This window comes from Alteromonas macleodii (assembly GCF_903772925.1).
Taxonomy (GTDB): domain Bacteria; phylum Pseudomonadota; class Gammaproteobacteria; order Enterobacterales; family Alteromonadaceae; genus Alteromonas; species Alteromonas macleodii_A.
In genome coordinates, this window is record NZ_LR812090.1 from 3299413 (window position 1) to 3318461 (window position 19049).

The 19049-nt window shown below is 45.2% G+C and carries 12 protein-coding genes; 6 read left to right on the forward strand and 6 right to left on the reverse strand.

What is annotated here, in order from left to right:
* Window positions 1-28: 28 nt before the first annotated feature.
* Window positions 29-760 carry a YehS family protein gene (locus tag PCAR9_RS14240; RefSeq protein WP_179984172.1) on the reverse strand — a complete coding sequence of 244 codons (732 nt, stop codon included), beginning with the start codon at window positions 758-760 and terminating at the stop codon, window positions 29-31.
* A gap of 244 nt (window positions 761-1004) precedes the next feature.
* Here PCAR9_RS14240 and PCAR9_RS14245 point away from each other — a divergent pair, with 244 nt between their 5' ends.
* The 3 genes from PCAR9_RS14245 to PCAR9_RS14255 are packed head-to-tail and all read left to right on the forward strand — an operon-like array spanning window position 1005 to window position 4751.
* Window positions 1005-1526 carry a (2Fe-2S)-binding protein gene (locus PCAR9_RS14245; RefSeq protein WP_179984173.1) on the forward strand — a complete coding sequence of 174 codons (522 nt, stop codon included), beginning with the start codon at window positions 1005-1007 and terminating at the stop codon, window positions 1524-1526.
* Entirely contained in the window at window positions 1526-2551 is a 1026-nt protein-coding gene (locus PCAR9_RS14250; protein WP_179984174.1) for an FAD binding domain-containing protein, read from the forward strand. Before PCAR9_RS14245 ends, PCAR9_RS14250 begins: the two co-directional genes overlap by 1 nt.
* Window positions 2538-4751, forward strand: a complete 2214-nt coding sequence (locus PCAR9_RS14255) for a xanthine dehydrogenase family protein molybdopterin-binding subunit (protein WP_179984175.1) — start codon at window positions 2538-2540, stop codon at window positions 4749-4751. Before PCAR9_RS14250 ends, PCAR9_RS14255 begins: the two co-directional genes overlap by 14 nt.
* A 40-nt stretch (window positions 4752-4791) precedes the next feature.
* Here the strand turns inward: PCAR9_RS14255 and PCAR9_RS14260 are convergent, their stop codons facing one another.
* The 3 genes from PCAR9_RS14260 to PCAR9_RS14270 form a co-directional block, all read right to left on the reverse strand.
* On the reverse strand, window positions 4792-5745 hold the full coding sequence (locus tag PCAR9_RS14260) for a dienelactone hydrolase family protein (protein WP_179984176.1): 954 nt from the start codon (window positions 5743-5745) through the stop codon (window positions 4792-4794).
* 206 nt (window positions 5746-5951) lie between these two features.
* On the reverse strand, window positions 5952-7724 hold the full coding sequence (locus PCAR9_RS14265) for a DUF1223 domain-containing protein (RefSeq protein WP_179984177.1): 1773 nt from the start codon (window positions 7722-7724) through the stop codon (window positions 5952-5954).
* A 10-nt stretch (window positions 7725-7734) separates the two neighbouring features.
* On the reverse strand, window positions 7735-9177 hold the full coding sequence (locus PCAR9_RS14270) for a radical SAM protein (RefSeq protein WP_232091212.1): 1443 nt from the start codon (window positions 9175-9177) through the stop codon (window positions 7735-7737).
* A 61-nt stretch (window positions 9178-9238) separates the two neighbouring features.
* On the opposite strand from PCAR9_RS14270, the gene PCAR9_RS20110 reads away from it, so the two are divergent.
* Both PCAR9_RS20110 and PCAR9_RS14285 read left to right on the forward strand, forming a co-directional pair.
* Window positions 9239-10387: a hypothetical protein gene (locus tag PCAR9_RS20110; RefSeq protein WP_232091213.1), complete on the forward strand. Its 1149-nt coding sequence runs from the start codon at window positions 9239-9241 to the stop codon at window positions 10385-10387.
* 113 nt (window positions 10388-10500) lie between these two features.
* Window positions 10501-11046 carry a PepSY domain-containing protein gene (locus tag PCAR9_RS14285; protein ID WP_179984178.1) on the forward strand — a complete coding sequence of 182 codons (546 nt, stop codon included), beginning with the start codon at window positions 10501-10503 and terminating at the stop codon, window positions 11044-11046.
* Here the strand turns inward: PCAR9_RS14285 and PCAR9_RS14290 are convergent.
* Together PCAR9_RS14290 and PCAR9_RS14295 are read right to left on the reverse strand one after the other, a co-directional pair.
* On the reverse strand, window positions 11041-13158 hold the full coding sequence (locus tag PCAR9_RS14290) for a TonB-dependent receptor plug domain-containing protein (RefSeq protein ID WP_179984179.1): 2118 nt from the start codon (window positions 13156-13158) through the stop codon (window positions 11041-11043). The genes PCAR9_RS14285 and PCAR9_RS14290 overlap by 6 nt on opposite strands.
* Before the next feature lie 174 nt (window positions 13159-13332).
* Window positions 13333-16587, reverse strand: coding sequence for a VPS10 domain-containing protein (locus PCAR9_RS14295; RefSeq protein ID WP_179984180.1), 3255 nt, complete (start codon window positions 16585-16587; stop codon window positions 13333-13335).
* 504 nt (window positions 16588-17091) lie between these two features.
* Between PCAR9_RS14295 and PCAR9_RS14300 the strand changes: the two genes are divergently transcribed.
* Window positions 17092-18999, forward strand: coding sequence for a tetratricopeptide repeat-containing diguanylate cyclase (locus tag PCAR9_RS14300; RefSeq protein ID WP_179984181.1), 1908 nt, complete (start codon window positions 17092-17094; stop codon window positions 18997-18999).
* The last annotated feature ends 50 nt before the right edge of the window (window positions 19000-19049 follow it).

The window sequence follows — 19049 nt, forward strand, 5'->3', positions numbered from 1 at the left end:
ATGGAAGCCATCTAGCGGTGAACTTTATTCACCGCTTTTTAGCAGGTAGCTCGCCCCACACAGACGTATTAGTTTGCTTCTTGCCTTTCTGCGCTTCGTTGTTAGCACTTTGGCTAACTGGGCGCTTAGCCTTGTTAGTTGTCGAAGACGTAACTCTTAGCTCATTAGTATGAGAGTTATTCCCGTTCGGATTTCCTTTGATGCGTTTTCTATCGTTTGTCCGATTTTTTTCTGACTCATTAGCGGCTGGCTTGTTAAGACTTGTTTGCGCGCTGCGGCCGGTACCTGACGAATCTGGTCGATATTTTTTCACCATGCCTTGCAACAAATTACGGACCACTTGATCTCCCGCAGGTTTGTAATTGCGGTGATCTGGCTTTCTAAAAAGTGCAGAAAGTTCACTTTTGCTAATTCTAAAGCCAGCCAGTTGAAGCACTTCAATCATATCTTCATCTTTATAGCTCATTGCTATACGAATTTTGCGAAGTACTTCGTTATTACTTAATCGCTCTTTTGGCCCAAGCTCTTTGGGTGCTTGTCCTTCTTGTCGACCTCGGTTCTTAATAATCAATCCATCAAGAAAAAGCGCGATAATCTTATCTCGACATGGCAAATAGCCAGCTTCATCTTCTCGCTTCATTACGGCATGTAAATAGTCAATTTCCATGTCGTAGTTAACCAATTTGAAAATGCTAATAGCAGCGGTATCGTTTATAGCTAACGCATAACGAAGGCGACGTAGAACATCGTTGTGAATCATGTAAGTAGGCCTGAAAGGTGAGGTAGCCAATAAGCGGCATAGATTAAAGGTGTAGAGCCATCCGCTCTTTTTAACATTTTACACCACTTAAGCATTAGCATCTATCACAGGCTTGAAAGTAAGCGGCATCAATTGGCTAATGGTGAAACCAAATTAACTTTCATGGCGTAACGATACTGTATATCTCGTTACGCTCATTTCTCTGGAGTACCGAAATTGAGCTTATTGGTAAAAGGATCCTTCCATGGCAACGTTAAATCTCAATGGGAAAGACGTCAGTCTTCCTGATGACCCGCGAACTACACTGTTAGATTTTCTTCATCAACATTTATCACTTTTCGGCACTAAAAAAGGCTGCGACCACGGTCAGTGCGGTGCGTGTACTGTTATCGCCAACGGCGAGCGCATCAACGCGTGCTTAGTGTTTGCATTTCAGCTAGAAGGCGCTGAAGTCACAACTATTGAAGGTATAGGTAACAGTGCAAATGAAGACGAAGCGCTTCATCCCTTACAACAGGCTTTTATCGAACGCGATGCGTTTCAATGTGGGTACTGCACATCCGGTCAGATATGTTCAGGGGTATCTCTGCTTCGTGAGTTAAGTAATGAAGACCCTAGCGCTGTTACTTACAGCCGTTCTCGAAATAGTACAGCATCTCTTAAGGAAGACATCAGTGAACGCATGAGCGGTAATCTTTGTCGATGCGGTGCTTATCCAAATATAGTTGACGCAATTACAGATGTGATTGCTTTGGAGAAACAATAATGCAGCCATTTAATCTCCATCATTACAACGGCGAAAAGCCGCTAGATAATTTCCCTCTAGACAATACATCACGTTTTTTGGCCGGTGGTACCAATCTAATAGACTTAATGAAACTACAGGTAGAAACGCCTAAAACATTGGTAAGTCTTGCGAAATGGGAACACGCTAACGCTATTACCGAAGACGACAATCACTATTATATTGGCGCCATGGTGACTAATTCTGACTTAGCGAAGTTTGCACACACGCATTCCTCTCTGTCCTTACTTGCACAAGCTTTATTAAGCGGAGCAACGGTTCAACTTAGAAACCGTGCGACGACGGCCGGCAACTTATTACAGCGTACCCGTTGTTACTACTTCTACGATACAACGAAAGCCTGCAATAAAAGAGAGCCTGGTACTGGCTGCAGCGCTATTAACAGCATGAATAGAATTCACGCTATTTTTGGCACCAGTGAACATTGTATAGCCACCCACCCTTCCGACATGGCGGTGGCCATGATGGCCCTAAACGCACAGGTACATACCCAACAACCTAATGGCAACACTCGACAAATTTCGCTAAGGGATTTTTATCGTGAACCGGGCGACACTCCACACATAGAAAATCAATTAGGTGAAGATGAACTTATTACCCATGTCAGCATAGAGAAGAAATCCAACGGCACACAGTACTACCACAAAGTACGAGACCGTTCTTCGTATGCGTTTGCCCTTGTGTCTGTTGCTGCTGGCTTAAAAATTGACGATGGACGAGTTAAAGACCTTACGCTCGCCTTTGGTGGTGTAGGCACCAAGCCTTGGTACCCGCAAAAGGCAATACGCGTTCTTGAAGGCGCTGAGATAACACCTGAAGTTATATCGCAGGCGGCTGAGGCTGAATTATCCGGTGCAAAAACCTACGGCAGTAACGATTTCAAACCAGAACTATTGCGCAGGACGTTAGAAAAAGTGCTTTTAGAGATAGCAGAACATCAGGAAAAGCACCCCGAGCATGAAGGAGCTTTATATGACAACGCATAACGCTAAAACGGTTGGAACGTCAGTTAGCCGGGTTGATGGCGCTGCAAAAGTAACAGGCCAAGCAAGGTATGCTGCAGAGCATATGAACGAACGTACCCCTTTAATAGGCTGGGTTGTATCGAGTGACACTGCCGTAGGTGAAATCACTTCCCTCAATACAGAGCAAGCAGAACAGGCCGACGGCGTACATGCTGTGATTACGTATAAGAATGCGGGCCCCCTTAAGCCATTTAGTAAGCCTGCAGATGAAAGCAGGTTTACCCAAAGTCGCGCAGTCCTTAACGAACCTCACATTCGTCATTTCGGTGCGCCCGTGGCATTAGTTATTGCAGACACTTTGGAGCAAGCACGCTATGCTGCAAGTCTAGTCAGCTATACCATAAATGGTAGTACACCAGACTTACTCACAGAGTTTGATGATGCTACGCAAAAACCAGAGTCGTTGGATGGTGGATTCGAGGCAGACGCATCTAGCGGAAATAAACCACAGCAAAGCGATATTCGCGCAAGCGTCCACACAACCTATACCACGCCAAGCCAAATCTCGGCCGCTATGGAGCCTCACACCACGGTTGCCGATTTTAAAGATGGCAAGCTTGAGGTCTATTGTAGCGTGCAAATTATTGCAACGGCTGTAGAAGCGCTCGCGATTACCCTAGAAATGGATCCAGAAAACATTGTAGTACAAAGCCCCTTTGTAGGCGGTGGCTTTGGCTCTAAGCTAGGTCTTCACTACGATGCTACGCTTGCTTGTATAGGGGCTAGGCATTTAGAACGCGCGGTAAAGGTGGTGTTAAGTAGACGACAAGTCTTTTATAACACTCCTCACCGCGGGCACAGTACTCAGCAGATAAACCTTGCGTCTGGTGATGATCATGCACTGCTAAGCGTACAGCACAAAAGCGCTATGCCAAAAGCTAAAGGCTATGAATTTGCCGAAGCAACAGGGGCTGGCGCACGGGTAACCTATAAATCACAGTTTATTGAAAGCACGCATAGGGTTAAAGACGTAGACCTTCCGCTTATTGACTCTACCCGCTCTCCTGGAGATGCCATTGGCTCTCTTGCTTTTGAGTCGGCTATTGATGAACTTGCTCACGAAGCAGGTATCGACCCGCTTGCGTTTCGTATAAAAAACCTGCCTGTCGTACACCCTATGAAAGGCACGCGGTTTACCACCCACAACTTGGGTGAGTGCCTTCGCCAAGGCGCGCAAAACTTCAAGTGGCAGCATAAAGCGCAGCCCACACCGGGTAAACAAATTGGTCATGGGGTAGCGAGTGCTATGCGCATGAATGTACTGGTGGAAAGTTCAGCTGAAGTGGAATTGAGTGCTACCGGTGAGGTAACGGTTCGCACTGATATGACAGATATTGGTACAGGCACCTACACTATTCTTACACAAATTGCCGCCGATACTTTAAATACGTCGGTAGACAATGTCACAGTCAAACTGGGTGATAGCCGCTACCCCGCCTCATGCGGTTCAGGTGGTTCATTCGGAGCCGCTAGCTCTGGCTCAGCGGTTAAAAAGGCGTGCGAAGCGCTTATTGCGAATATTAAAAGCTCACTTCCCCCTGCCCTTAGCCAAGCGGAAGTGCACATTTCAGATGGTCAGATAAAGTTACAGCCTAGCGCACAAAGTAACATTGATACTACGACTGAGGCGCACTTGCTAGACGACTTTATCTCTCACAGCGACTTCCCGTTATCAGCAAGCGGCAAAGTATCCGAAGACGACACTAGTGATGATGAGCAGTACTCCTGCGGCGCGCATTTTGCGGAAGTTGAGGTAGATGAGTACACAGGTGAAGTTAGGCTTCTTCGTCAATACGGTATGTTCAGTGCGGGGCAGATCTTAAATATGAAAACAGCTGCCTCTCAAATAAAAGGGGGAATGGTATGGGGCGCAGGCTATGCGCTTACCGAAGGCATCCACCACCATACAGATACGGCAAGCTTCGTAAACCCAGACTTCGGTGAGTATCACGTTGCCGTAAATAGAGACATTAGCGAGGTAAGTTTAGATTTCTTACAAGAGCCTGATTATGCCGCATCGCCAGTAGGCGCCAAAGGCATTGGTGAGTTAGGCATTACTGGTGCTGGCGCCGCTATTGCTAACGCGATTTTTGACGCATGCAAAGTGCGGGTAAGAGACTTTCCCATTACTATGGATAAAATAATCGCTGGTAAAAACTAAATAATAAAGAAGCGGCCTAATTAGGCCGCTTCAATACACTTTACTTCAAATGGCTATCAAAAAAGTCTACTGTTCGACGCCACGCTAATTCAGCATCTTTGGGACTGTAACGACTTGTCGAATCGTTGTGAAAACCATGCTGCGCTTTGGCATAAGTAAAGGCTTCATACTCAGCGTCTTTTTCCTCTAATATGGCTTTATAGCTTTCCCATGTGGCATTCACTCGCTTATCGTTCTCGGCAAAGTGAATCAATAAGGGGCCTTTTACCTGGTCAACTAGCGGCTGCTTCGCGGGTGTCCCGTAGAAAGGAACGGCAGCGTCTAACTTGTCAGGTATGCTGGCCGCTAGAAAATTAGCAATATACCCACCAAAGCAAAAACCTACCACGCCAAGCTTACCTGTTGTCTTTTCATGATCTTTTAACCACAGCGCTGCCGCTACCATATCTTGCTCTATTTTGTCCTTATCAAGGCTCTTTTGCATAGCGCGGCCGTCATCATCATTTCCCGGATAACCACCTAGTGGAAACAGCGCATCTGGGGCAAAAGCCACATAACCTTGCATAGCAAGCCTTCTGGCTACATCTTTTATATAAGGGTTTAATCCACGATTTTCGTGCACCACCAAAACACATGGCGCCACACCGGATTCTAGTAAGCTAGTGGGCTGAACTAAATACCCACCGCCCTCACCGTGCCCTTTGGGCGATGAAAAAACTTCGTAGGTAGCTTTAATAGCCGGGTCGTTAAACGACACTTGCTCTGCTTTGGCGTAGTCAGGAATAAGTGCGCCACCAATAGCGCTCACGGTTAGACCAGCAACAGAAAGCGAAGCAAGACGAGTTAGAAACGTGCGACGGTCTATATCTCCGTGTGCGTATTCGTCATACCAATCAAATGCTTCTTGGGGGATGTTAAGTTCTTTTTGTTGCGATGCTTTTTGCGATACTACTTGCAATACTTTTTGTGGTTTTGGGGTGTTATTTTGCCTCATCTTTTGAAACCTTTAGTTTACACCTGTCAGCATAGATACTTACCTACTGTGTGGGCAGTTATATATACTGTCTGGTATCAAGTGGTAGCACAAACACCGTGCCCCGAAAAATGTCGATAATATCTACTTTACGTGGGATAGCCGAAGACGCAAGGTGCAATTTACTTTTTAGGCGATAATCCTTTACGTCACATAAGCTTATCAACTTATTGCCACCAAGACGCGGCGACTTGAATTGGAGAGGGCTCGTTAGCATAGGATACCCAAATAACTAGGGCGCGTTTTGTGGTTTCTACATCCGTATTGCTAGGCAAAGATAAGCTTGTCTCATATTGAAATGCGCGAGCATTGTCAGTTTCGCTACTTAACACCGCTTTTTCGTAATCTAGCACTACAAAATCATGAGTTAGCTTGCGCCCTGCGTTCTCACCTCGTTTTACCGATGTTTCTATGCCAAAACCCAGTAATGCCGCATGAACCATTAACAAAGAACTCCCATTGCTGGCGTTTATTTTATTGAACATCACCTTTATGTTGTCGTTTTCTACCGAAGCATGGAGTACGCCAGACAAAGGGGCGGTTTTGTTCGGTAACGGCTGCCCGCGAAACCAACCGTTCCATGCGCGGCCATTTAAGACAAAACCGGGCGTGGCGATAGTGTTGGCTTTACCTACACGCTTGTAGTTTCGTTGCCTTTTACTAAAAGCACTATCAGCAAACGGGTCTTTCCAACCAAGGTAGTCCCAGTAGTCCACATGAAAGTTAATGGGAACTAACTCAGTCCATAACTTCTCGCTATCTACAAAGCCTGAAATCCATTTTTCAGCCGGTGGGCAGCTGCTGCAACCTTGGGATGTATAAAGTTCCAAGACGGTTGTTTGATTAGGCGTGCTGGTAAGAATGAAAGGCGCGCCTGTTGATTCATTGGATGATAAGTTTGGTGTTAGCAACGGTGCTAATTCAGACGCTGGAGCATGCGCTAAACCTGCGGTTTTACTCTCATTAGAGTGCAGAGTAAGGGCAGCTTTAACTATGGGGTTCTTTGCAGCTTGGCTCGAAGCATTATCTACGTCTCTATTTATAGATGTTGAAACCATCGATTGTTCCGGCTGTGCATTAATACGCCAGTCGTAATCAATAAAGCGAAGCTTGTAATTGGAAGGTATTGGTTGCTCAATATATTGGTTGATATATTGAGGTAAGTCTCGGGCTTTGCCCGACGCAACAAAGTCTTCTGTATAGAAGTCTAATATTTCTGACACATACGCTCGTTTGCGTTTATCGTCCAAATAGAAGTGCTTTTTCTTGCTGAAAAATTCATAGGTAAGCTGTTCTAGCGTTTCATTTAATTGCTCCGGGTAAAATGGCGTTTTAGGTAGTCGTGGACAATCTTTCACCATACAGTTAAGTGCGAAGTGTGCCCTTGGTTCGTTTAGCGGCCTTATCACGTCATTTTCATAGTCGTATAAATTAGTGACTTTCCCGCCAATCACCACATTACGAAACTTAAAAAAAGCCGCGCGAGAGAAAAAGCTTGTAAAGCCATCTGGAATACCTTTTTCAACCACGCCATACATTGCCAATGCGTTGTAGCTATTAATGTGATAGCTCATTACGTCTTCTGGCGAAGTGAATAATTCAGGTGTTGCTGTTGGACTAGCAAAGCCAATAAAAGATACGACATTTTCTAGTGGCGCAATATCCTCAGACAAAGCCTTAAAATTAGTTCGCCCTTCTTCATCAACATAATTTGCTAATACATACTCCCAGTCTTGGGTCGCTTGTTTGTAAGCTTGCTTCAGCGTAACAAGCGCTTGGTTTTCAGCGTCAGCACTTATTGAATTTACTTTATTTGGTTTTTCGCTTGCATTTACACTCTGTACCAAAAACAACAAGAAAAGCGCTAAAGCCCATGAAACAAACACCCGCAAAGCGTCACCGTAAGCGCTGTTAAACTTGAGCGAATTAGAATACTGCATGGTTTCTTCCTTATCCTATTTCTAAAGTTTTTTGATTTGAGGGAACGCTACTTGGTCTAGCGCCAAGATCGTTATTTACACCGTGAACTGACTCATGACTTAGCTCTTGATTTAACTCTTGGCTTAACTCTTGGCTTACGTCTTGATTTGGCTCTTGATTTAACACCTTAGATGACTCACTGTTTGATTCGTTTGAGGCCTCAATGATGGGTTCGTGAACAGGCTTATCATCGGCAAGCAGTCGAATAGGGATCACGTTATCCTCTCGATAGCGCTCTCCTAATGGCTGGTATTGCTTTACCTGCCCGCGATGGTTGGTGTAAGAAAGTGGTTTCAATATATGCTCATCGCGTTCGGCGTTGTGTTTACACATGGAAACAGGGCCGTCTGCTGTCATTACCATGAATGAACACGCATCAATTCTGTCCTGCTGCAGCGCACTGGCATCCATAAAGTTTTGAACGAAAAACGACAGTTTATGCACACGCCCCCGACTTTTAACTAAACTACTGCGCATTTCTAACAACTTTGCCGATGTTACCTTTGCTAACCGCCAAATCCAGTGAGGGCGTAAAAGTAAAGCTTGAATGTAATCTCTTACTATTTTTGCCTTACCATGCTGGCGGGTAGTTTGAATATGTTTAAAATCTTCAATGAACTCGGCGAATAACGCGCTATCGTCAACTACCGAATAGACTTGGTTATCGGCAACTAAAGTGGGCATGTAGCTATGGCAATCACTATGGCCTATACGTACCTTTTCCCACGGCAAAGCTTTAGAAATTGTTTTCTCAATTGCCGCTTTGACTGTAAGCGGGTCGACTACATCCGTTCGCGCGCCCCACTCTCCTCGACCGGTTTCAGCTTGTAGCTGAAACGAAGCAAAACTTACCGCATCTGCGTTCTGTACAAAAAAATCCACCAGCATGGGCAGTTCTTCAAAATTGTCGGTATGTACCGTGGTGTTAAAGATAACCATAAGGCCCAGGCCTTTGGCTCGCTCTATGTACTCTTCACGAATAGCATTTAACGAATGCTCATCATCATAACCTTTGCGCTCTTGGGTGGTGTCTACGTGAAATGCAACGTCGTTAAGCCCAGCTTCGGCAAGCTCAGTGAGCAGGTCTCTGGTAGCAGCAATTCCATTTGTAAATAGCGCCGTATGTAAGCCAAGTTGATTTGCATAGGCAACAATATCGATAAGCTCGCTGCGTTTTCTTAACGTGGGGTCGCCCCCTGTAATTTGCACGCTGGTTCCAGGCCCGTAGTGTTTAAGCACATTGTCTAATCGCTTGAACACTTCTTGAATGGGAATATCACGAACTGCTTGCGAATGCTCTGACAAATAGCATAAGGTGCAATCAAGATTACATTTTTGCGTGATTTCAACAGCAACACAGCCAATGGTATGCGTTCGCCCCAAAAGTTGATTGGGAATAAAATGTTCGCCCATTCGCTTTCGTGTAGAGGCAAGTTGTTGATTTCTTGTGGTACCAGGGGAGCACGTCATTTCAATGTGTCTTTTTCAAACTACTCAGTATCAACAAAGACCTTTTACACTTAAAAATACTTTCAAGGCGTGCCGTTTTTTTGCACTAATCACTTTGTTTTATTGTGTAACAAGTCATGCAGAAGCTAGTGAAGCCAAGCTCGGTTTAGCTACGCAACTGGGTGCGTTCGAGGAAGTAAAAAGCCTTGTTTTTTCTGACCCTTATTCAAGCCTTCCGCAATATGAGGTGTCTCGCAAAAACTTTGATATCAACGGCGAGAATGTACTGTTGAAACATGCTCAAAGGACCCTTTCATCAAATGCAAATTTTATCGAATTAGACACCAAACATAAGCTACTTCAAGCCAACGGAATTTGCTTTGCTGGTACTTGGAAGATGAGTCAAAACAGCCCTTACACTGGCCTGTTTCAAGCGGGCACAGAGGTACCTATTATTGTTAGGGCATCCGTCAGTTTAAGCGGAACAAAACAGCGGGATAAACGTGCATTTGGTGTAGCGCTTAAGCTTTTTCCTTATGCCCATAGTGCACTTACTGAGAACATATTTCTTATGCACTCTCTTGGCGGTACAAAAACAAAGCATGTTGCAAATTTGCCTATGACTAACGAACCAGCGCTTGGTGAACTGCCTCCTTTTAGCCAATTGCTTACCGCTTATCGGTTGGAAAGCGATCTTGAGAAAGCCGATAAAGCGTTTAGCGGTAAAAAAGCCAATGCGCGGTTTAGACCAGTTTCTCATTTAGCCGCGGTAAAGGTTGGGGATGCAAACTCTAGATTGACGGGGCATACAGAAGAAAGTACGCCAAAGCTGAGCATTTCAGCGCCAACTGCATCGAAAGAAATCAAATTAGAGCGCGAACTTGAAGTAAAAAGCGAAGCTGATACAAAAACCGAAATACAAGGCCCTCACTGGTTAAGAGCTGCATTACGGCCAGATACACCGCTGGTAGACGAAGACGACTTTCGAGATGAATTGTCACTACAGCATTACCCCAATCAGACGCTGTCTTGGGTTTTATCTGCAGCCAATTTTAACGATGCAGGAATAGATAAAGCGCATTGGCAACAAATTGGCGAAATTATATTAACCGAGTCGGTTGTTTCGCTTACCTGCGATACAAAGCTTCACTTTAATCACCCCGCAATCAAATGACACTGGATAATTCCGTTTAAACGGATAAACCTCGCGCTAGACGGTTTTTACTGCCTATCGAGATTACCGTATAGTATGCGGTGTATTTTTCGTTTTGTTTTAAGTGTTGTTTCATGTCCGCTTCCTTTCGCAAAAACAGTCGCAGTATTCACTTGTGGCTGTCGCTGGTTATTTTTATCCCTGTGATCATTGTTATCGCTAGCGGCTTGTTATTGCAGGTTAAAAAAGAATTCGACTGGATCCAACCGCCTACGCAAAAAGTGCAAAAAGGCCAAAACAACGCGCCTACGCTGCCCTTTGATGAAGTGCTTGATGCTGTAAAACAGGTGCCTCATGTTAACTTAAATAGGTGGGACGATATCGACCGTTTAGATGTTCGCCCCGGAAAAGGCATCATAAAAGTACGCGGCAAGAACCATTGGGAAGTGCAGCTTGATGCCCAAAGCGGCGATGTGCTTCAGGTTGCCTACCGACGCACAGACACCATCGAAGCCATTCATGACGGCAGCTGGTTCTTTGAAGGCGCCAAGCTATGGCTGTTTCTACCTGCTGCTCTGTTACTTTTTGTGCTGTGGGTTACCGGCCTTTTCATGTTGTACACCACCCTGAAAAGCAAATACCGAAAAAAGAAATACCGCCAGCCACTTAACAACTCATAGTTGGTAAGTGATGGCTAGCTGTACACTTTCCCCTTGAGCAAACGCGGCCTTGTCATCTGCACTGGTGTAGTAGACTTGGTTAGTGAGGTTACTCCAGCTTGCTTGAAGTTGCATATCCTCACTTAACTGCCAGTTTGCGCCAATATCTAGGGTAAAAACATCGCTAAGGGCTCGTTCGCCGTCTGCAATGTTTGTCTTACTGGCCCGATAGCTTAGTACCGTAAAAAAGCGCGTGGCTTGCCAATTAACACCTACATCTAGGCGCTGATTGTTTGCCGGTATATCTGCAATGGTGTTTCCCAAGTTATCTTCACCGCTAATCCACATGCCACTAAGTCGAGCATCTAAGATGCTATCTTGTGATTGCCAGCTAACCTGATAGCTTGCGCCTTCTATGGATGCACTATCTAAATTAGCATATTGAAGTACATCTTCAGTAACTGTAATACGTTCAATATAGTTATCAATTTGCTGATGAAACACTTCAATCGAGCCCTGAATGTGTTTTGCCCTATAGGCCACGGTTAGCTGTTTATTAAGGGCTTGTTCGGTTTCAAGCTGTGTACTACCCAGCACTGTACCTCGAGGCGTTTCCCCAGCAAAGAAACGCTCAGTTAACGATGGGTTTCGAAATGCACTAGAAACATACAGGCTAGCCGCCCAACGGGGAGAAAGCTGATAGTTTGCGCCCAAATAGCCACTAAAATTTGTAGTTGATTGCGACCTACTAGGCTGGACATTATTAAGCTGGACATCATTAGGCTGGGCATTATTAGGCTGAGTTGCGCTGGCACCTGAATCATCAGACTGTCGCTGCCAATCAACCCTTGTACCGATAGCAACTGAAAAGCTTTGCCACTGGCGTGAAGCATCAACGACGGCTGCAGTATTAATTTCACTGGCATCAAGCGTACGCACTTCATAGGCAAACTGTGGTTCAACTGTACTTGTAGATATACCAAGTGGCGTTGCATTAGCTGGTAGGCTTTCTGCTGGCGTTAACGTAAACTCTCTTTCATCAGCCACCACGCCTTCCCGGCCGGATAGCTGAAACTGCCAGTTCAAATCCCAGCCTTTTAATTGCGAATCTGTATTGATATTGAAGCCATAATCAAACGCCTTGTTTTCGCTGTCATTTATACGACTCTCTGGTCGCAACACCGAGGTATCTAAGGTTGATTTATGCCACCAGATATTCCCAGCATATAAATTATCTTCAAACGCTATCTTACCAAGCCAATGGGTATTATTTGGGTAGGTTGTTCTTCTGCTTTCAGGGTAGTCACTACTGGATTTACCAATATCTTTGCTATTTGAATATAGTGTCCAGACCTCTTTTATAATGCTATTTTCAGGTCTATGCTTAAGGAACAACCCTGTTTGCTCAAATTGATCAAACAGCGGATTGCCATTCGCATCCTCGCCGTTATTCGCGCTTCTGTATGAGATATTCCAATCTGTAACCCCAGGCTTTTCTGTGCCGTTTGCGCCATTTTTGCTGCTATCTGCAGCACTGCTACCGGCATAACTCACAGCTTTCACCTGCTGATTACTGCTGTAACCTACTCTTAAATAGGGCTCTTGCAGTGATTCAAGCTGTAAGTTCACCGCGCCGCCAATAGCGCCTGAGCCTAGATAAGTGGAAGCTGCCCCCGGTAATACGGTGGCTGACGAAATAAAATCGGGCGGAATAAAGCCTACACTAGAACCTGCGCGCCTATCGCTGACGATAGGTACACCATCCAGCAAGGTTTGAATTCGCCACCGCGAATACCCTCGCACACCAATACTTTGTATCTGTCCCCCTTGCCCATTTAGCGATACTGACGGCGATTGAAGCAGCACATCATTGGTGTGCAAAGGCGAAACAAGACTACTTTTATCAAATTCATATTGTGGAAATATGCGTAACAGCGTTTCGTCATAATAGGGGCGCGTAGCTGTTACCGTATAGCGTTCGACACTATTGGACGGTTCGCTTTGAGCAAAGCTCGGTGTCGTTAAAAGTGATAATAAAAACGCTGCAAAAAACCGTGACGGGCATATAGATGGCGAAGATGTACAAGGCGAAGTAATAGACGTAGGTAAATCTGATAAAATTTCAATAAACATTGAAGAACGTTGAGCAGGCAAAAAAGAAAACAATAAAGGTCTCACTAACCGATACGTACGAATAATAGAAGTACGTATCGAAAAATTTGGTTAAAAAATGAAAAGAAAAACGCGGCAGTAATGCTACTGCCGCGTGTTAAGCCCAACTAGACTAAAAATCAGGCTAGTCGGCCGCTATTTAGCGATTACAGGAAGACCTGTTGTCCACGGTCCCCCAGCATCAACCACAGCTTGTTGCAGCTTAGGTACAGCAGTATTTTGTAGAGTACTGATGCGCGTAACTACGCTATCTAAGCTATCTTGAGCATAGCTAAGCTGATCTTTGTGCTGCTGTGTAGGACCATAAGATGAACCTAACGCAGAACGTGCATAGCGCAGGCGACTCATGATATTCGCCGGCTTGATGCCCATTTTATCGCGAGATTTAAGACCGTAAAACGCTCTGCTCACTTCGTTTATCTCGTCTTGAATCGCAGCAAATTGAGCTTCAAGTTTAGCCACATCATTTGGCGTGCGGTCGATAGCTGTGCGCAACAGGGCCATTGTATCTTTAATCTGCGTCAGCACTGTCGTTGAAGAAAGCGCACGTTTTTGCGCATCGCTTACCTTGTCTGAATAAGAAGCAATTTCTTCATAAGTGGCACCTTCAAGTGCACCTTGAACAATAGGCTTAAGTTCAAACGAAACAGGTTCAGAAAGTGGTGTTACCTCGGCATTAACGCGCTTGAACAAGGTAGCGGTATAGGTACCGGGCAGCGCCATCAAACCTCTATCTTTACTTTCTTTATCCGTTAGCGGACTCGTCGATGTATGCTTCATATCCCAGGTGATGCGATGTAAGCCTTTATTAACTTTACCCTCGACGCGCTTAATAACGTCTCCGTCGCTGTCGCGTACCTCAACATAGACTGCTGGCGCCGCTTCTTGATTTTCAGCTTCCACAGCCTCCCAGCTTGGGTATTTAGGGTACTTCTTATCTTCTATTAACTTCTTCTCAGCTTCTTGGCGTTTTTCTTTTGCCGTAAGCAAGCTGTCTTTCAGATAATAGGTGAAAGTTGCACCGTGCTCAGGATTTTCGGCAACAAAGCGGTCGTCGCCGTCAGAGTCAGTGTGATTGTCATCTAGCTGGAACCATTTCACTGGGCGGCTCGGGCCAAACAAAATAGCGTCTTGCTGCATAGACTTTTCAGTTAATGAACGCAGCGGCGCGTAGTCATCAAGAATATAAATACCCCGACCAAAAGTACCAGCCACAAGGTCATTCTCACGACGCTGTATTTTCACGTCGCGGGTTGAAATGGTCGGCATGCCACCGTCTAACTCAACCCAATCTTTACCACCATCTACCGAGAAAAACACACCAAACTCGGTACCGATAAAGAGCAAGTCTTTGTTCACATGGTCTTGCACAATACGCCAAACTAGGTGCTTCTCAGGCAGGTCTTCAGCAAGTGATGTCCAGCTTTTACCCAAGTTAGTCGATTTAATAAGATAGGGCTTGTAGTCGCCATATTTGTGATTATCCAGCGCCACATATACGGTATTAGGGTCGAACAAGTCAGCGCGAATATCATTCACATAGGAATTGGCAGGAATGCCTCTAATATCGTCTAACTCAATCTTTTTCCACGATTTGCCGCCGTTGGTTGTAACTTGAATAATCCCGTCGTCAGTGCCTGCCCACAGAATATTTTCATCCACTGGGCTTTCAGCGAAATTGGCAATGGTGTGGAATTCGGTCATGGCATATAAGTCCCAACCGGCCTCTACCGACCAAGTGCGCCCCATTAATGGCGAGTGCATACGATTGCCGTTTTTCGTTAAATCGCCTGATACCGGCGTCCAGCTGTCACCGCGATCATCGCTACGCCACACCCGCTGCGATGCAAAGTAAATACGCGCTGGGTCATGAGCTGAAACATTTATCGGCGCGTCCCAGTTGTATCGTTCTGCCGGGTCGCCAGGAAGTGGCTGAGGCTTAATGTATACGCCTTCACGGGTTTTCATATCAACACGGGTCAAGTTACCCTGCTGCCATTGTGAATACATAATATCAGGGTTGCCAGGCTCTACTGCTGGGCCGTGTCCGTCACCACCTAACGTTAAGAACCAATCTTTGTTCTTTATTCCTTCTTCTCGCATAGTGCGTGAAGGGCCGCCTTGGGTAGAGTTATCCTGCGCCCCTGCGTAAATCTTGTAAAAAGGCTTTGAATCGTCTGGCGCAACTTTATAGAACTGGGTCAACGGCAAATTAGCCATAAAGCGCCAGTTCGCCATTCTATCGTGAGACATATAAATACCGCCATCAGACCCCATTAAAACAAAATCCGGGTCAGTGGGGTGAAAGGCCATCGCGTGATCGTCTACGTGCTTGCGCTTAGTATTGATAGGCGTCCATGTTTTACCGCCGTCGTCTGATACTTTACTGTAGTTGCTGGCGATATAAACACGGTCAAACTGATGCTGGTCCGCGAAAATTTCTTGATAATAGTGAGGGCCAGTACCGCCGCCTACTTCATCAGACATTTTAGTCCAGCTAGCGCCCTGATCAGCTGAGCGATAAAAGCCACCGCCGCGATTATCAGTTTCAATGGTGGCATAGATAACGTCAGGGTTCATAGGCGATATAGCCATACCAATTTTACCCATATTTCCTTTCGGCAACCCTGTTTTAAGCTCCGTCCAGGTTTCGCCACCATCGCTAGAAGTATGAATACCAGCACCTTCGTTTGTGCCTACGTAAGCGCCGATTGAGCGCTGGCGAGCCCATGTTGCTGCATAAAGTTTATCTGGGTTGCGCGGGTCGATAAGTAAAGAGGTTACGCCCGTCCATTTATCAGCAGGCTTAAGCACTTGCTTCCAGGTTTCTCCCCCGTCGGTAGTCTTATATAAGCCGCGCTCGCCGCCGCCACTCCAAAGTGGTCCTTGAGCTGATACCCACACGATATCTGGGTTGGTAGGATGGATAATAATGTCTGAAACGTGCTCTGACTTCGACAGCCCCATGTTTTTCCAGGTTTGTCCGCCATCTAATGATTTGTAAACACCGTCGCCGAAGCTGATGTGTCGACCGCCATTGTTTTCGCCCGTTCCCACCCAAATGATATTTGAGTTACTTGGTGCAATGGTTACATCGCCAATAGAATAAACAGGCTGGTCATCGAAAATGGGCTCCCACGTAGTGCCAGCGTTGGTGGTTTTCCACACACCGCCAGAGCCAACAGCGGTGTACCAAGTAGACGGGTTGTTTTGGTCAATTGCAATATCGGCTATTCGGCCCGACATATAAGCAGGGCCAATGTTTCTAAGCTCCATGGCTTTAAAGGTTGCGCTGTTGAATATGCCGTCTTTATCGTCTTTGTCTGCGTAGGTGGGTGAGCATGAAAGTGCAATTGACACCGCAACTGCCGCTTTAAGAAGCTTTTTCATTATTATTATCCGTTGTGTGTTGGTAGAGCATAGCGCTCTGTTTAAATTGTAATATTACCAGTTATAGCATTACTAATAATTGCTTAAAGTTACAATGTAACATACGACCAACAGCACAATAGTAGAGTTAAATACATTCAGCACTCACTATACTTTCTTTAATATTTCAATTAATCAACAACAAAACCAGTAAGATATGCTCAATAACGTCGAACCGCTACCAGCGCTTTGAATCTGCATATTTAAAGCGCCTAATTCATCACGCAATTATAAATAATCCGAAGTATGTAAAACTAAACATATCAAAATATGCACAAGATGGGCGGTGTTAATATTCTTTTGCTGATACACTGAATGCTTTAATTGCATTATCCTGTAGTTAGTGCCCGTTATTTCTATTTAGTAAATGGTAGTGACATCGTTTTCGTGAAATTAGTTTCAAGCAGCTTTTGTTTCCTTATTTTGATGCTATTACTCTGTGTACCCGTGGAGGTACGCGGGTCTTTGCCGGCTCCACAGAAACAAGACCGTTCCGTTCCAGCAACCTCTGTCAGCATTGATAAAATGAAAGAACGTGCACTGTCTTTATATAAGGCAGGGAATTATGAGCAGGCCATTTCAATATTTTCAACGATTGCTAAAGCATTAGAAAACCGAACTCGCGAAAACGACGTGTCTGCGTTGGGCAGAGCCTACACCTATATTGCACAATCATATAAAAGACTTAAGCTACGCAAGGAAACTGCGGCTTTCTACAGGAAAGCGTTAGCCACTTACAAACGCATTGATAGTAAACGCAATATCGCGCGCACTTTAAATACCTTGGCGGAAGCCGAACGCTATCTTGGTAATTTAGATACTGCGCTGAATTTGGTCATGGAAAGCTTACGCATACACGGGACGATTGACGACCCGGAAGGGAAAGCCAAAGCGCATATGGGCGCGTCGATTATTTTGCGTTACATAGAAAATTACGAACTATCTCTTGAGCATTTAAAGCTAGCTTATGCTTATTTCAAACGTGAAAACGATGCCGTAGGAACGGCCAAAACAGCGAACGAAATAGCCCATCTTTATGTGCGCCTGGCTTCTTTTGAGGAAGCCCGGTCGTTTTATGAGGTCGCCTTAGAGTACCCAGCTGATCAACTTCCCCCTGCCACAGTAGCTACCGCTTTGCGAGAACTGGCTGGGATCGAGGCGATAGCAGCAAACTACCAAGAAGCGCGTAACTATGCTAACCGTGCTATGGCTATCTACAACACACAAAATGCACCTGAAAAGAAAACCGCTGTATTTCGAATTATTGGTGACGCGTATAAAGGCGAAGATAACCTTACCAAGGCCATTTACAACTATCAGGCGAGCTTGAATATCGCTAACGAACTGGATAACAACTTATTTAAAGTGAAAGCGCTTTTGCCACTGGGCGAAACATACTTTCAGCAACAAGACTTAACAGAAAGTAAACGTGCTTTTGAAACAGCGCTAACCTTTTCTGAAGACTTGCGAAACAAGACATACCGTTTGGCGGCACTCAAGGGGCTGCGAGAGGTAAGTTCTGCGTCTGGCCAGTTTCAAGCTGCCCTCGAATTTGCTGAGAAAGAATTGGCGCTAAGTGAACAGATACAGCTTGAAAACAGTGAAAAAGATTTGGAGATAGCCAAAGCCAAATTGCTGTCGTTTAAATTAGAAAACGAGGTGGAAGCACTTAAAGAACAGACTCGTTTAGATGAGCTAGAAATAGCTAGACAGAATAGTGAAATTGAAATTTCGCGAAAAGAGCAGCAAATAGCCAATCTTCAATTATCGAAAGAGCGATACGTAAAGTTAATGTTATCGCTAGTGGTTATCGTATTAGTGAGCATCGCTTTAATTTTATATCGAAGCTACAGTATGTCGCGGCGTAAAAATGCAGAGCTTCACTATCTTGCTACTCACGATTCGCTAACCGAATGCTTTAACCGGCGCTATCTGTTTGATTCATTGAGAAGTCTTTTTTCAGAATCACACGCTACAAGCTCTGCCTGTCTTGTGATGATAGATATTGATCACTTTAAAAAAATAAATGACGACTTTGGTCATAATGCAGGGGATGATGCGCTCAGAGGCGTAGCCCACGTACTGCGCCAAAACATTTCAGACGATGACGTGTTAGCGCGTTTCGGCGGAGAAGAGTTCTGTATGGTGTTGTACAACATTTCTCTAAAAGATGCCTTGACCGTCAGTGAACAAGCTCGTTCACAAGTGGAAAGTTACGGCTTTGGCGAAATAAAACTAACTTGCAGTATTGGTGTTACCTCAATTGAACTTGGCGCTTCATCACCTACAGAGCTTATAGAGCAGGCTGATAAAGCGCTTTTCTTTTCAAAGGCTAACGGACGTAACCAAGTCAACGCTTATACCGCTACCTAGTTAGCGATTGCTTGTATTACTCGATTCCCAGTTACCCGATTTCCCAAGTC